This is a genomic window from Ruegeria sp. CDSB086, from assembly GCF_059611065.1.
The window spans coordinates 519,848-534,632 of the sequence record NZ_JBXWOV010000002.1 but is presented as its reverse complement, the minus strand read 5'-3'; the positions used below and the strand labels follow the sequence as shown (position 1 = coordinate 534,632).

Genomic DNA, 14,785 nt, shown 5'->3' with positions numbered 1-14,785 from the left:
TTTCACCGGAGACGCAGATGACCGACCGTTACGAACAGTCTATGATGGACAATCTATATTGGTGGGGGATACCGACCCTATTTCGGTGCCCCAATCAAGGTCCCGAAGGGCAGGACATCGCTTTGGTCGGAGTGCCGCATTCGGCAGGCAACGGCACAACCGAGCGGGATCAGCATTTGGGCCCGCGTGCTTTGCGGCATGTCTCTGCCGTACAGCGGCGGGTACATTCGGTGTTTGAAATTGATCCGTGGAATTGTGCGAAGATTGCAGATGTAGGCGACGTTCCATTTCCGCGGGCAAACGATAACGAAGACTGCATCGAACGGATTACGGCTTTTTACAAAGACATCGATGCAGCCGGTGCGCGCCCGGTGTCGATTGGCGGCGACCACTCCATCACTGGCGGGATCGTGCAAGCGCTGGGTCGCGGTAAACTGGCTGGTGGAGAGCCTGTCAGCTTTCTGCATTTGGACGCGCATACGGACGTCTTCACCAAGGTCGATCATTTCCTGGGGGCGAAGAAATCAGCGGCCCATTGGGGCGCGTATCTGGCGGATCAGGGGCAGGTCGACCCCACGCGATCCATGCAAATCGGACTTAGGGGCCATCCGCGAAGCTTGGACTGGCTGCAGCCGTCCTACGACTATGGCTACAACATCGTCACCATGCGTGAATTTCGCCAGCGCGGGTTGGAAGACGTCGTGGCTCAGACCAAAGAAGTGCTGGGGGACCGCCCGGTCTATATCACGTTCGATCTGGATTGCCTTGATCCCACTGTCGCGCCTGCCGTGTCCAATCTGGAACCGGGCGAGAAGGGTTTCGATATTGACGAGGCTGTCGGCATTCTGCGCTCCGCGCGCGGGTTGAACATTGTGGGCGGGGACGTCGTCTGCATGATGCCAACCAAGGACAGCCCGAACAACATCACTGCGCTAACGGCAGCTGCGGTGATGTTCGAAATGATTTCAATGATCGCCGAAAACGCCAGCTAGCGCCGTGCGTCCACAGCCTGCGCCAAAACGCAGAGCAGTTCGAACATCAGCGAAATGCCCAGCCACGCGGTGCCTCCGTTCGGATCGAATGGGGGCGATACTTCGACCAGATCAGCGCCAATCAGGTTCACACCAGACATCCGGCGGATGACCTGCTGCGCCTGAAAACTGTTTGGTCCGCCGATCTCGGGCGTTCCGGTGCCCGGGGCGTAGGTTGGGTCAACAAAATCAATGTCATAGGTGCAATAGGTTGGTGCTTTTCCAACGATACCGCGCACTTCGGCCATCACGTCGTTAATGCCCCGATCGAACAGTTCTTCGATACGGATGATGCGGATACCCTGTGCCTCGCCCCATTCGATGTCTTCGGTGTTGTACGCAGTGCCCCGGATGCCAACCTGAACAAAGCGTTTTGGGTCGACCAATCCTTCTTCTACCGCGCGGCGAAACGGGGTGCCGTGGGTGAACTTGTGGCCGCCAAAATAGCTGTCGAACAGGTCCGTGTGGCTGTCGAACTGGATCAGGCCGACGGGGCCTGCGGCGGCAAGCGCACGCAAAACGGGCAGGGTGGTCAGGTGGTCCCCGCCAGCGGTGAGCGGAACAATGCCTTTTTCCTGTAGGGTTGAGTAGAAATCCGTAACCCGGTTCAGAGTATCTTCGATATCAACCGGATTGGGCGCAACGTCGCCAAGATCGGCGCAATTGACCATTGAGAACGGCGCGACGCCTGTGACTGGGTTCATCGCGCGGATCATCGTGGAATAGTCCCGCAATTGTCGCGGACCATGCCGCGCGCCGGGGCGATTGGTGGTGCCGCCATCCCACGGGATGCCGATGAGACCGACCTGAACATCCAAAATCCGTTCGTGATCCAGGCCCAGGCTGGGCAAACGCATGAACGAGGGGATGCCGGCAAACCGGGCCAGCTCCATCGCCGATACCGGCTGAAAAAATGAATCGGTCATGGCCTTATCCTTCGCGCAATTCCCATTGGACCCTAGCGGCCCAATGAAGTGTTGGGAATGCTCTGTGGCTTTTATATCAGAATGCGGAAACGTTTCCGGATTTCGGCATCCTGTTCGGCGCTCAAATTTTCTGGGTGATGGCTGGCCAGAACTTCTTTGGCGTGATGCCGGGCAGATGACCATGCGTCTTTGGCACCATCGTTTTGCCACGTGTGGGGCTCTTGTCGATCGGCGAGTTCGGGGTAAAAGTAGTCCCGCTCCATCGCCGCATAGGTCTGCGCGCTTCCCAAGAAATGCCCGTCACCCAGAACAGAATGGCAGATGGCGTCAAAACCCAGGTTTTCCTCGCTCACCTCAATTCCGCGCAGCGCCCGATAAGTGTGTGAGTGCATTTCGTTGTCCAGAACAAACCCCTCGAAACTTGCGCCTAACAAGGATGCGGTCATTCCCGAGCTTTCATAGATCAGGTTGCCCCCGGCCAAGGCCGCCGCAAGCGAGGTCATGCCTTTTTCCAGGCCATATTGTGCGTCGATGGCCTTTGCGTCGGTCATGGACGCGGCTACGCCCGAGGGCAGGCCTAACCAGTTCGTGATCTGCGCTGAGGCGGCGTTCAAAACAGCCGTCTCTCCGCTGCCGCCGGCAAAAGACCCGGTCCTGAGGTCTACGATGAAAGGCCAATTGGAAAACACCATCGGAAATCCGGGTCTGATAGCGTAGACCATGACAAGGCTGGCCAATGTCTCGGCCAGCGATTGCGCCAAAAACCCGGCCAAAGTCGCCGGGGCTGTGGCACCGGCCTGCGCGGCCGTGATGCACGACATGGGAATGTTGTGGGCGACGCATTCATAGACGACATCAACCGCATCCTCCCCATACCGCAGTGGCGAAATCACTGGGCTGATATGAGCTTTCAGAAAGGGGCGTTTGGCGAATTCACCCGGCCCTCCGGCGACGATATCCAGCAACTCGACAATGGGGCCGACATGTTCGGCCAGAGTAAACGATGTTGCCACTGGTTTGGTCGTATTGCGCACCAGAGCGTAGGCTGTGTTGACGTCCAGATCGAATACATCAGGTACATCTGTGGCCACGCAGCATCGGGTGAACCAGCTGACATTGGCCAGCGTGTCCTGCAATCGGGTGAAGTCGTGCAAATCCACCAAGGTAGAGGGGCGATAAAGGCCGCTATCGATGTCCAGCGTTTGAACGGCGGCGCCACCCGTGCCGAAATACACGCGGTCGCCGCCAACCTCGATCGAGCGGTTTTCGTCCCGGCCGTGGAACACGAAACTTTTGGGGGCTGTATCGATTGCGCGCTGAACCATTTCACGCGGGAACAGCAACCGGTCTTGCTGACCCGCCTGCGCACCTGCGGCTTTGAGGTCTGCCGCTAACCTGTCTGGCACGTTTCCCATGCCCAAACGTTCCAACAGCTGCAGTGCTGTATCGTATATCTGTTCGATCTCGCGTTGGCTTAGAGGTTTATAAGCGCCGCCCTTCTGGCCGGGTGGGCAGGGGTCTACGACCGGTTTGGCTGCTCGCTGGGCATGCCGCGCTTTTCGGCCGCTGCGTTTAGAACCCTCTGATGACATCCGGTCCAATTCCTTTTTATCGCTTTCCTGCACCGTAAGGGGCGGAACATCCCGGCATCAAAGGCGAATTGCCTTTTTCAGAATCCGCAATCGCAGTTTCGATTTTCCTGCACCCGCATTTGCGCAGTTGTAGCCTAAGCCTTTTCTTCCGCAAAACTTGGACGAAATCTTACGGAGCAAAGCCAATGAAGTCGCGTACCAAAGTCGTTGTGATAGGTGGCGGCATCGCCGGATGTTCGACCCTCTATCATTTGACGCAAGAGGGGTGGACCGACGTGGTGCTGGTCGAACGGAACGAATTGACCTCGGGCACGACATGGCATTCGGCCGCGCAGGTGACGAACTTTGGCATGAACCAGACGATGGTGGGCCTGAAAACGCACTCGATCCAATTGTACAAGGAATTAGCCGACGATCCGGATTATCCGATCAACTATCACCACGGGGATGGGGGGATACGCCTCGCCAACACCGAAGGCCAGATGCAGGGCTATCGCCACTTTGCATCCATGGCGCGGGGTATGGATGTGCACTTCGAGGTGATTGACGCGGACGAATGCGCCCGCCGACACCCTCTGATTTCAACCGACAACCTGATCGGCGGGCTGTGGGACCCGCTGGACGGCGATATTGACCCCGCTCAGTTGTGTCAGGCATTGGCGCGCCGGGCGCGCAAGGCAGGGGCAGAGGTTTATCGGAATACACCAGTGACTGGTCTGGAGCAGCACGCCGACGACACCTGGACTGTGCAGACCGAGCATGGTGACATCGATTGCGACATCGTGGTCAACGCCTGCGGATATCGCGTCAACGAAGTCGGCGCAATGATGGGCGTTCATCATCCTGTTTCGTCGATGGAGCACCAGTACTTCCTGACCGAAGAGATACAAGCGATACGCGACGCGGGTCACCGGATGCCGCTACTGCGTTGTCCGATCAGCGACTATTATTGCCGGCAGGAAAAAAACGGCCTGTTGCTCGGGTTTTACGAACAGGACTGCAAGACCTGGGGCATGGACGGGATTGATCCGAACTTTGTGAACGCCCTTTGCCCCGACGATCTGGATCGCGTGACGGACGTGTTGGAGGGCGCCTTCGCGCGGATGCCAGCGCTAATGGAGGTTGGTATTCACACGGTGGTCAATGGGCCGATTACTTATACGATCGACGGCGCTCCGCTGGTGGGGCCAATCCCAGGCAAACGCAACGCCTTTTGTATCATCGGTCTGCGCGCAGGGCTGGGTGAAGGTGGCGGGCATGGGTGGTTGCTGGCCCAGCAGATCGTGCATGGCGAGGCTTGTTACGATACGTGGTGCCTCGACCCTCGGCGGTTCACTGGTCATGCAAATGTCGAATTGACCGCGCTCAAGGCCATCGAAGATTATCAAAACGAATTCCGGTTCCACTTTCCGCACGAACATCGCCCTGCAGGACGTCCCGCCAAGACTACACCTCTGACGCCGGTGCTGGCGGCGGGAGGGGCCGAGTTCACCGTGGTCAACGGGTGGGAGAGGGTGGACTATATCAAACCCTCGCCGGAGTTTACGCCGACGCATAGTTTCGGTTTTGACGAAACATTTGATGTGGTCGCCGCTGAGGTTCGGAATGTGCAATCGGGTGTTGGACTGGCCGAGGTGAACGGGTTCAATCGGATCGAAATCACTGGAAACGACCGGCATGCTTTTCTGGACCGGATGTTCTGCGGGCTTGTGACCCGGCGCGAGGGGCGTGTTGGGCTAGGATACCTGCTGAACCATCATGGTATGATCAAAGCAGAGGCTACTGTCGCCAATCTACCGGCCAGCGACCGGGGGGAGGCGCGCGTCTGGTATGGCTCAGCCGCAGCAAGCGAATTTCATGACATGGATTGGCTGCGTCAGCACATGCACGGCGATGAAGACGTTCAACTGCGAAGTCTGACAAATGACCAAACCATATTGGTCCTCGCTGGCCCGAAGGCGCGAGACGTCTTGTCGGCCTGCGCGCGCGGTGATTGGTCGGCCGAGGTTTTCCCATGGCTCGGTGTGCGCGAGTGCTTCGTTGGCATCGCTCCGGCTACGGTCATGAACCTCAGCTTTTCCGGTGAATTGGCTTATGAGATACACGTGCCCAACGCCTCGCTCTACGCGGCCTATCTGGCGTTACGGCGAGCAGGTGAGGCGCACGGGTTGAAACTGTTCGGAGCGCGGGCTGTTGAATCGATGCGGATGGAGAAGAGCTTTCTTCATTGGAAAGCAGACCTGATCACCGAGTTCGATCCGTTTGAAACCGGATTGGACAGGTTCGTCCGATTGAATAAGGGTGATTTTGTCGGGCGCGACGCGTTGATGAAACGGCAATCGGAAGGTCCTCGCAAACAGCTTGCCGCACTTCAGGTCTCCTCGACCCTGGGTCCTGCACATCCCGGAGCGTCCTTGATGCAGGGGGATCAGGTGGTCGGCACCGTCACGTCAGGCGAATGGGGGCACCGCACCGGGTTGAACCTGGCGCATGCATTTGTCGACCCCGTCTTCAAGGACATAGGCTCCGAAATGGAATTGGAAAGCTGCGGGCAGAGGGTGCACGCAACGGTCATTCCGCCATGCCCATATGACCCGGGCTTTGACCGGATGAAGGCGTAAGCCTGAACCCAAAGTCAAATTCAGCATTGCCGTTCGGTCAAATCTTTGCTTGGCTAGTTTCGAGCAAATCGAAACAATGATTGGCACCCATGTCCAAATCGCTGAGCCTGAGATGGTTGGAAATCTTCCAATTGATCGCCAAATCCGGATCGATCCAACAGGTCGCGTCCGAAACGGGTCTGTCGATCAGCACGGTCTCGAACCACCTGCGCAGCTTGGAGAACGCGCTTGGTATCGAGCTGGTCGATCATGGGCGCAGACCAATGGGCCTGACACCCGCGGGCGAGGTCTTTGCGCGGTACGTCCGCGACGGTTTGACTGTTCTAAAGCGGGGCGAGGCCGAAATCCGAACGGGCAACTGGCAACACGCGACCGACTTGCGATTGGCGCTTATTGACGATTTCGACAACCAGATCGCGCCTGATATGGTCCGGTTTCTGGCGCAGGCATTGCCACGCTGCAATTTTCGTCACTATACGCGTCCCAGCCACGAAATCCTCGCCAAGCTACAGGAACATAAACTGGATGTAGGCGTTGCCACCCGACCACCGGGACGAACCGAAGGATTGATCGAATACCCGTTGATGCGCGACCCGTTTTTGGTCGTGCTTCCCAACAGTTTTGAAGGGTCGCCCGAAGAGTTGTTTCATCCGGACGCGGATCTACCCCTGTTGCGATATTCTCGGGACTACGTGATCGGGAAGCAAATCGAGATCCAGCTGGCGCGTAGCAAGTTCAGCTTACCGAACAGGTTCGAACTGGAATGCAACCAGTCGATCATCGGTTTGGTAGCCCAGGGTAGCGGTTGGGCGATCACAACGGCCGCCTGTTTTCATCGGACTCAGCGGTTCCATAACAGCGTCAAGGCAATGCCGTTTCCGGGCAGAAATTTCGTGCGAACCGTGTCGCTGTTCACGACCGAAGTGTATCCCGTGACGACCTCGGAATTGATCCAGAAAGTTATGGTGAAACTGATCCGGCAACATTTTACCCGCCCAATGTGCGCCAAGCATCCTTGGTTGAAAGACGATTTCCGCACGATGGAGGGCGAAGCGGCTTAGCCCGACGCGGGCTTGCCAAGCGACTGTCGATTTACAATTCTCGTCGCCAGTTGTTCGCCAGTCCCTGCGGTTTGGTTTTCGACCATCTCAATCAATTGCAGGGCTGCTTTATGCCCCATTTCACGGTGGGGGACATGCACTGTGGTCAGCGCCGGGGAGACGATCCGGGCCAGTTCGATGTCATCGAAGCCCGTGATCGAAACATCGCCGGGTACATCGAGCCCCATTTTTTGCGCCTGTCGCAAAGCACCAGCGGCTAACACGTCATTACCACACAGGATTGCTGTCGGCGGCGTGGTGGCGTTCATCAGGTCGCTAAAGGCTTTGGCGCCGTTTTCGATTTCATACGACGTTTCGATAACGGTCAGATTGTTGGCCTCAAGCCCACGATCAGCGACTGCTTCTCGGATGCCCTGAACCCTGAGACGGGCGCGGTCATTTCCGTCAACGCGAGCCGAGATCACGCCGATCCGCGTGTGCCCCAACCCAATAACGTGACTGGCGAGGTCGAACATCGCCGCGCGATTGTCAAAGCCGACCGAAGGCAGTTTGGAGTCCGGCAGATAAGACCAGGCGACCAAAGCAGGAATATTGCGCTGGTCCAGAAAGTCATAGATCTCGGGATCGCGGTCATGCCCGATTAGCAGCAACCCGTCAGCACCACGCGCAATCAAGGTCCGGATTTGTTCTTCTTCGATTTCCGGTTTGTAGGCCGAACTTGAAACCAAAAGCGTATAGCCGCGCTGGTGCAGTTCCTCCTGAAATGCCTGAAGGCCCCGCGCAAAAATCGCGTTTTCCATGGTTGGAATGATCGCGCCGATGGTGAACGACCGCTTGGCCGCCATTACACGGGCTGCAAAGTTTGGCGTGTACCCAAGCGCATCAACCGCGGACTGCACGCGTTCACGGGTAGCTTTGACCACCCGGTCCGGACTGTTGAGGCAGCGCGACACAGTGGCCGTCGAAACACCTGCCATTTTTGCCACATCATCCAGTGTCGGCGCCGACCGGGATTTCGCCATTTCCAAACTCGCAATTTGCTTTTGCTGATAACTCTAAACTCAACTGCGGTGAGAGGGAAGCATTTATGTAAGCGCTTGCATTTTGCATGTAAGCGCTTACAAATGACGTTGGGCCGAATCTGAAAAGGGAGTCCAAGAGATGTTTCTGGCTGCGTCCGCACTCGTGTTTGCCGTCTATTTTGCGAACGTGGCGTTGGGGGCTTTTGCAAACAGCGCCTTTCTTGGTGACGTCGGAGAGATGTTGGTTCTGTTCGCGGCGTCGATCCTGTTCGTTGTCGCAATTCTAAAAAGGGAAGCTGTCCGCGACGCAAAAAAGGATGGCTGAATTTTTTGCTTGGGAGGGCACTAAATGAAAAACGACAGAAATGAACTGGCGTCCGTCGAACGCCGTAATTTCCTGAAGCTCAGCGCCAGTGGGTCATTCACTGCAGCGCTGGTCGCAGGTGCAGGCGGCGTCCTTTGGTCGTCCGAGGCCGTGGCGCAGACAGCCAAAGAAGAAAGTGAGCGTGAAAAGGCCGCCGATCATGTCATGACGGTCGCGACCGCATATGTACTGGGCGCGTCACGTAGCTATCCGATCATGCAGCTTGATCTGAAAGAAAACATCCAGAACGCGACGAACGGCAAGGTGTACGTCAAACTTGCGCCGGGTGGTCAGCTGGGTGCCGGTGGTGCATTGGTGCAGAAAGTGCAGGGCGGAACCATTCAGGCGGCGCAGCATTCGCTGTCCAACTTCGCCCCGTTCGCGTCGACAGTAGACCTTATCAATATGCCGTATCTGTGCGGGTCGAACCAGCGGTTCACCAACCTTGTGCATTCCGACACATGGCAGAACGAAGTACACCCGAAAGTCGAGGCCGCTGGCTTCAAGGCCCTGTTCTATGTGGTGATCGACCCGCGCGTCGTTGCCGTGCGTCAGGGTGGTAATGCCATCATCACGCCGGGTGACATGAGCGGCGTGAAGTTCCGCGTGCCCGGCTCGAAAATGCTGCAGCAGTACTACCGCATGGTCGGCGCGAACCCGACACCTGTTGCCTGGGGTGAGACCCCATCGGCGATCAAACAGGGTGTTGCGGATGCGCTCGATCCGTCGGTCGGAGCGCTGTATGTGTTTGGCTTCAAGGACATCCTCAGCCACGTGACCTTTACGCAGGCCGTTCCGGACAGTCAGGTTTATTCGTGTAACCTCGAATGGTTCAATTCGATGCCGCCGGACGTTCAGGAAGGCATCATGTGGGGTTCGGAAATGACCAGCCATCAGAACCTTTCCAAAGTTCCCTCGGCCCGTGCCTTTGCCATGGCCGAACTGAACAAGGCCGGAGTGGAATTCCATTCGCTCAACGCGGATCAACTGGCTGAATGGGAAAGTGTCGGCGGCTACCAAAACGCCGATTGGGATCCGTTCAAGACAGAGTTGGCCGGGTCGATGGATGCATTTGAGAAACTTGTCGAGGCGGCCGGGACGCAGGGCAAGTACTACGTCCACGACGCATGACCTAAACCGGCGGGCGTCTTTTAGACGTCCGCAATCACTCAACAGCAGTCAGGCCTGAAAGGGCCCGAAACAGAAGGCCGCGCCTGACTGTTCTGTCGCCGAGGGAACACGATGACCTTACTCCGAAATATTGATCGCAACGCCGAGCGCTGGCTGCTGCTGGTGTTCTACGTGATGCTGGTCATCACCATGGCCATCGAGGTTCTGCGGCGCGAGATATTCGCTTATTCCTCGATCTGGGGAGAAGAAATCGTCCGGTATTCCTTCATCTATTTGGCCTGGATCGGTGCCGCGGCAGCGGTCAAGGAACGGGCGCATATCCGGATTGATGTCGTCATGCATTACCTCGGGCCGCGTCCCAAGGCCCTGCTGTACATCTTTGGCGATCTTGTGATGTTCGCCGTCGCTGTGATCGCGCTTTACTGGTCATATGAGGCGGTTCACGTCTCGGCCAAGTTCGGGTCAGTGACTGATGGCCTCCGGGTGTCCAAAGTCTGGTTCCTGATGGCGGTGCCGACCGGCTTTGCGCTGATGATCTGGCGCCTGATCCAATCGTTTATGCGTGACATCAAATCCCTTCGCGACGGCACGCCCGTCTTCGAAGGTGACAAGCTGTTTGACTGAGGGGATTTGAGATGCTCTGGAACACTCTCAATCAAACCGTAGAACTGGGCTGGGATTTCTACCTGCCCGTCATTCTGTTCGTTGTTCTGATCGCCATGGCTGTTCCGGTTTGGGCGGCGATTGGTTCTGCTGCCATCGTGATGTTGGTCATGTCGGGCGATCTACCGCTGAGTCTGGTGGGCGAGAGCCTGTTTACCGGGATCGACGCCTTTGCCCTGACCGCCGTGCCGCTGTTTATCCTGACAGGTGACGTGCTGGTCCGTACAGGTTTGTCACGTAAATTTCTGGATGTGGCTGAGGCGCTGACTTGCTTCGCCAAGGGCGGGTTTGGCTCGGCCACCGTTCTGGTTTGCGGCATGTTCGCCGCCATTTCGGGTTCGGATGCCGCTGGCGCGGCCGCTGTCGGTCGCATGACCATCAACCGGCTGGTCGAAAGTGGATATCCGCGCCCCTACGCCTGCGCCTTGGTCGCGGCCGGGGCCTGTACCGGCATCCTGATCCCACCGTCGATTGCCTACATCATCATCGGTCTGGTGCTGGGGATTTCCGCGTCGACCCTGTTCCTGGCTGCCCTGATTCCCGGTCTGGCCATTCTGGTTTCGATCCTGATCACCAACATCATCATGAACCGTCTTTACGCTTATGAGGGTGGCGGCTTGATGACGATGGGCGAGTGGCTGGCCAATTTGGGCAAGGCCCTGAAATCCGGCTGGTACGCCTTTATTGTGCCCGGGATTATCTTCTATGGCATCTTCTCGGGTCGCCTGACCCCAACCGAGGCGGGCGCTACTGCCGTGGTTGTCACCATCATCATGGGTTTCATCATGCGCACCCTGACACTGGCCGACTTTCCGTCGATGTTGGTCAGCTCAGCCAAGGTGAACGGGGTGATCCTGCCGATCATTGCCTTTTCGGCCCCCTTGGCCGAGGCGCTGGCGATCATGGGCGTGCCGCAAGGGTTCGTCGCCTCGATCACGTCGCTGACCGACGATCCGTACCTGCTGATCCTGCTGATGATCGGTATCCTGATTGCTGCGGGCTGCGTTATGGAAACGACCCCCAACATCGTGATACTCGCCCCGATCCTTAAACCGTTGGCCGATAACATCGGAATGAACGAAATTCAGTTCTGCATCATGATGATTACCGCGCTGGGTGTCGGGTTTATCACGCCTCCACTTGGCCTGAACCTGTTCGTCGTATCTGGCATTACGGGTGAGTCCATTCTGAAGATTGCGGCCCGTGCTATTCCATTCGTATTAACAATGCTGATCGTAGTTCTTCTGATTGCTTACGTTCCGGCGGTTTCGACCACTTTGCTTCCTGAAATCTACCAATAGGACCTACTGAAAATGCCTCGCGACTATCTGAAAAAGGCGACCCTGACGGCTCAATCTCATGCCACGGAAGTGCATGATACAGTGAAGACAATCCTTGCCGACATTGAGGCTGGCGGGGATGCCAAAGCGCTGGAATATGCGGTCAAGTTCGACAAGTTTGACGGCAACGTGTTGATGACCGCCGATGAGATCGAGGCCGCCTGCGCGCTTGTCCCCGAAAGGCTCAAGGCGGATATTCGGTTTGCGCACGACAACGTTCGCCGGTTTGCTGAAACGCAGAAATCCACGGTGTCTGACGTTGAGATGGAAATTGTCCCGGGCTTCGTCGCTGGCCAAAAGGCCATCCCTGTGGACGCGGCTGGCTGCTATGTGCCCGGCGGACGCTATAGCCATATTGCCAGCGCGATCATGACGGTCACTACGGCAAAGGTTGCCGGGTGCCGCCACATCACAGCCTGTTCGCCGCCACGTCCGGGTGAAGGCGTGGCGCCTGCGATTGTCTATGCAGCGCATATCTGCGGTGCAGACAGCATTCTGGCCATGGGCGGCGTTCAGGGCGTGGCCGCCATGACCTATGGTTTGTTCGGCCTACCGAGCGCAAATATTCTTGTGGGCCCAGGCAATCAGTTTGTGGCCGAGGCTAAACGTATTCTCTATGGCAAAGTTGGCATCGACATGATTGCCGGGCCGACGGACAGCCTGATCCTTGCGGACGGTTCCGCAGATGCGCATGTAGTTGCCACCGATTTGGTGAGCCAGGCGGAACACGGGTACAATTCTCCGGTTTGGTTGGTGACGGATGACCGGGACCTAGCGCAAAAAGTCATGGAGTTGGTGCCAGCACTGATCGAGGATCTACCTGAACTCAACCGGGAAAACGCCTTCGCTGCGTGGCGCGATTATGCCGAAGTCATCGTCTGTTCAGATCGTGAAGAAATGGCGGCCTGTTCGGACGACTATGCGCCCGAACACCTGACCGTTCAGGCCGAGGATCTGGATTGGTGGCTGGGTCGGTTGACCTGCTATGGATCGCTGTTTCTGGGTGAAGAAACAACAGTGTCCTACGGTGACAAGGCGACTGGCACGAACCACGTTCTGCCGACATCCGGCGCGGCCAGCTATACCGGCGGCTTGAGCGTTCACAAGTACATGAAGATCGTCACATGGCAGCGCGCTACACGCGAAGGCTCGAAATCCATTGCCGAGGCGACCGCTCGTATTTCCCGGCTGGAAGGTATGGAAGGGCATGCGCGGGCTGCAGACGTGCGCCTTGCCAAATATTTCCCTGACGAACAGTTCAACCTGACCGCCGATGAATGATCCGCGCGCGTTGTTCGATCTGACCGGGCGTGTCGCTTGCGTGACCGGCGCAAGCGCGGGCCTTGGACGTCGAGCAGCGCTTGTGTTGGCCTCAGCGGGTGCGTGCGTCGTTGGTGTCGCGCGTCGACCGGAAGCACTGGCAGATTTGCAAGCTGAAGGGGGCGACAGCGTGGCCACAGTTGTTGCCGACGTGGCCGATCGGTCGCGCATGGCATCGCTCACCGAAGAGGTCTCAGCCAGTTTTGGCGCGCCGGACATCATTGTACATGCGGCGGGCATCAACATGCGCGAAGTGGCCGATGACGTGACCGCCGAAGGCTGGGACAAGACGCTTGAGCTGAACTTGAGCGCCCCGTTCTTCCTAAGCCAGGCATTGGTGCCTGCGATGAAAGCTCGGGGGTGGGGGCGGATCGTGAATTTCGCCTCGCTTCAGACCACGCGCGCTTTCCCGGGCGGTATTGCTTATGGAGCCAGCAAGGCCGGGGTTGGGCAACTGACGCGGGCCATGGCCGAGGCTTGGTCCGCTGACGGTATCACTGCAAACGCCATCGGGCCGGGGTTTTTCCCGACCGAGCTGACGCAGGCCGTTTTCGATGACCCCGACCGGGCAAATCGTAACGCGGCGCAAACCTGTATGAACCGGAACGGGCAGATTGAAGATATCGATGGGCCGATCCTGTTCCTGTGCTCACGGGCGTCCGACTACGTCACAGGGCAAGTTTTGATGGTCGACGGAGGGTTTACAGCGAAATGAAAGCGCTTGTTTATCAGGGTGTTGAGCATTTGACCTATGAGGACGTATCAGATGCTGCGCCCGACATAGGTGAGCAATTGATCCGGGTCGAGGCCGTTGGGATTTGCGGCTCGGATATGCACGCCTATTTGGGTCACGACGCGCGCCGACCTGCACCGCTTATTCTGGGTCACGAGGCCGCAGGGACGATTGTTGGAGGTCCGCGCGACGGTACGCGCGTAACGATCAATCCTTTGGTCAACTGCGGTGTCTGCCCGGCGTGTGAGGCAGGTCGGGAAAACCTGTGCCCCAGCCGGCAGATCATCTCGATGCCACCGCGTGAAGGGGCTTTTGCCCAATATGTGGCCATGCCAGATGCAAATCTGGTTGAGGTGCCGGACCACGTATCATTTCAGCAGGCCGCTTTGGCTGAGCCATTGGCGGTTAGCTGGCATGCGGTTCGTTTGGGCCTTGAGGCGCTGCATCAGGGAATGGCGCGTGATGCGTTGGTGATTGGCGGCGGCGCGATTGGTGTGGCGGCAGCTTTGGCACTGGCAGCGGCCGGCGTTGACGATATTGTCATCATCGAACCGAATGATATGCGGCGCGCCTATTTACAGAGTTTGGGCTCTTTCAATGTGGTTGAAGCCACGGATGATACGTTCTCACTGGTTGTTGACGCAGTGGGGTATTCTGCGACCCGTGCTGCCGCTTCCCATCACGTTCAGCCGGGCGGCGTTATCGTGCATGTTGGGTTGGGTGAGGATGCTGGCGGTTTGGATATACGTCGTATGACCTTGCAGGAGATCACGTTTATCGGCACCTATACTTATACTGCCGAGGATTTCAGAAAAACCGCGCAGGCGATTTTCGATGGCCGTTTGGGCCCGTTGAACTGGATACAGGAACGGGCCTTGTCTGAAGCTGCCGACGCTTTTCGCGATTTGCGGAAAGGTGCTGTGGCCGCACCTAAGATCATCCTCGCACCCTGGGTCTAGTCCAGGCAGAAACGGAGGTATT

General features: G+C 57.6%; 13 protein-coding genes. 10 read left to right on the top strand and 3 right to left on the bottom strand.

Features of this window, described 5'->3' with window-relative positions:
- Positions 1 to 17 precede the first annotated feature (17 nt).
- Entirely contained in the window at positions 18 to 992 is a 975-nt protein-coding gene (locus AC2FIO_RS06225; protein WP_496696349.1) for an arginase family protein, read from the top strand.
- Here the strand turns inward: AC2FIO_RS06225 and AC2FIO_RS06220 are convergent.
- Complete coding sequence (locus AC2FIO_RS06220) at positions 989 to 1,957, bottom strand: agmatinase (RefSeq protein WP_496696347.1); 969 nt, start codon at positions 1,955 to 1,957, stop codon at positions 989 to 991. The two genes, AC2FIO_RS06225 and AC2FIO_RS06220, sit on opposite strands and share 4 nt — an antisense overlap.
- A gap of 71 nt (positions 1,958 to 2,028) precedes the next feature.
- Positions 2,029 to 3,549, bottom strand: a complete 1,521-nt coding sequence (locus AC2FIO_RS06215; RefSeq protein ID WP_496696345.1) for a trimethylamine methyltransferase family protein — start codon at positions 3,547 to 3,549, stop codon at positions 2,029 to 2,031.
- A gap of 185 nt (positions 3,550 to 3,734) precedes the next feature.
- Here AC2FIO_RS06215 and AC2FIO_RS06210 point away from each other — a divergent pair, with 185 nt between their 5' ends.
- Together AC2FIO_RS06210 and AC2FIO_RS06205 are read left to right on the top strand one after the other, a co-directional pair.
- Complete coding sequence (locus AC2FIO_RS06210; RefSeq protein WP_496696344.1) at positions 3,735 to 6,170, top strand: GcvT family protein; 2,436 nt, start codon at positions 3,735 to 3,737, stop codon at positions 6,168 to 6,170.
- 89 nt (positions 6,171 to 6,259) lie between these two features.
- Positions 6,260 to 7,231: a LysR family transcriptional regulator gene (locus AC2FIO_RS06205; protein WP_282118894.1), complete on the top strand. Its 972-nt coding sequence runs from the start codon at positions 6,260 to 6,262 to the stop codon at positions 7,229 to 7,231.
- Here the strand turns inward: AC2FIO_RS06205 and AC2FIO_RS06200 are convergent.
- Complete coding sequence (locus tag AC2FIO_RS06200) at positions 7,228 to 8,253, bottom strand: LacI family DNA-binding transcriptional regulator (RefSeq protein ID WP_496696341.1); 1,026 nt, start codon at positions 8,251 to 8,253, stop codon at positions 7,228 to 7,230. The genes AC2FIO_RS06205 and AC2FIO_RS06200 overlap by 4 nt on opposite strands.
- A gap of 139 nt (positions 8,254 to 8,392) precedes the next feature.
- On the opposite strand from AC2FIO_RS06200, the gene AC2FIO_RS06195 reads away from it, so the two are divergent.
- The 7 genes from AC2FIO_RS06195 to AC2FIO_RS06165 all read left to right on the top strand — a co-directional run bounded on the left by AC2FIO_RS06195 (position 8,393) and on the right by AC2FIO_RS06165 (position 14,763).
- On the top strand, positions 8,393 to 8,578 hold the full coding sequence (locus tag AC2FIO_RS06195) for a hypothetical protein (protein WP_108860892.1): 186 nt from the start codon (positions 8,393 to 8,395) through the stop codon (positions 8,576 to 8,578).
- A 24-nt stretch (positions 8,579 to 8,602) separates the two neighbouring features.
- The gene (locus AC2FIO_RS06190; protein ID WP_058275419.1) at positions 8,603 to 9,748 is read left to right on the top strand and encodes a TRAP transporter substrate-binding protein; all 1,146 of its coding nucleotides are present in this window, start codon (positions 8,603 to 8,605) and stop codon (positions 9,746 to 9,748) included.
- 111 nt (positions 9,749 to 9,859) lie between these two features.
- A complete protein-coding gene (locus tag AC2FIO_RS06185) occupies positions 9,860 to 10,372 on the top strand; it encodes a TRAP transporter small permease (protein ID WP_058275420.1) in 513 nt (170 codons plus the stop codon).
- Positions 10,373 to 10,383: 11 nt separating this feature from the next.
- Entirely contained in the window at positions 10,384 to 11,712 is a 1,329-nt protein-coding gene (locus AC2FIO_RS06180) for a TRAP transporter large permease (protein ID WP_058275421.1), read from the top strand.
- Between the two features lie 12 nt (positions 11,713 to 11,724).
- The gene (gene hisD / locus AC2FIO_RS06175; protein ID WP_109312497.1) at positions 11,725 to 13,032 is read left to right on the top strand and encodes a histidinol dehydrogenase; all 1,308 of its coding nucleotides are present in this window, start codon (positions 11,725 to 11,727) and stop codon (positions 13,030 to 13,032) included.
- On the top strand, positions 13,025 to 13,786 hold the full coding sequence (locus tag AC2FIO_RS06170) for an SDR family NAD(P)-dependent oxidoreductase (RefSeq protein ID WP_496696337.1): 762 nt from the start codon (positions 13,025 to 13,027) through the stop codon (positions 13,784 to 13,786). Before hisD ends, AC2FIO_RS06170 begins: the two co-directional genes overlap by 8 nt.
- A complete protein-coding gene (locus tag AC2FIO_RS06165) occupies positions 13,783 to 14,763 on the top strand; it encodes a zinc-dependent alcohol dehydrogenase (RefSeq protein WP_496696335.1) in 981 nt (326 codons plus the stop codon). The genes AC2FIO_RS06170 and AC2FIO_RS06165 overlap by 4 nt, the downstream gene beginning before the upstream one ends.
- Positions 14,764 to 14,785: the final 22 nt, after the last annotated feature.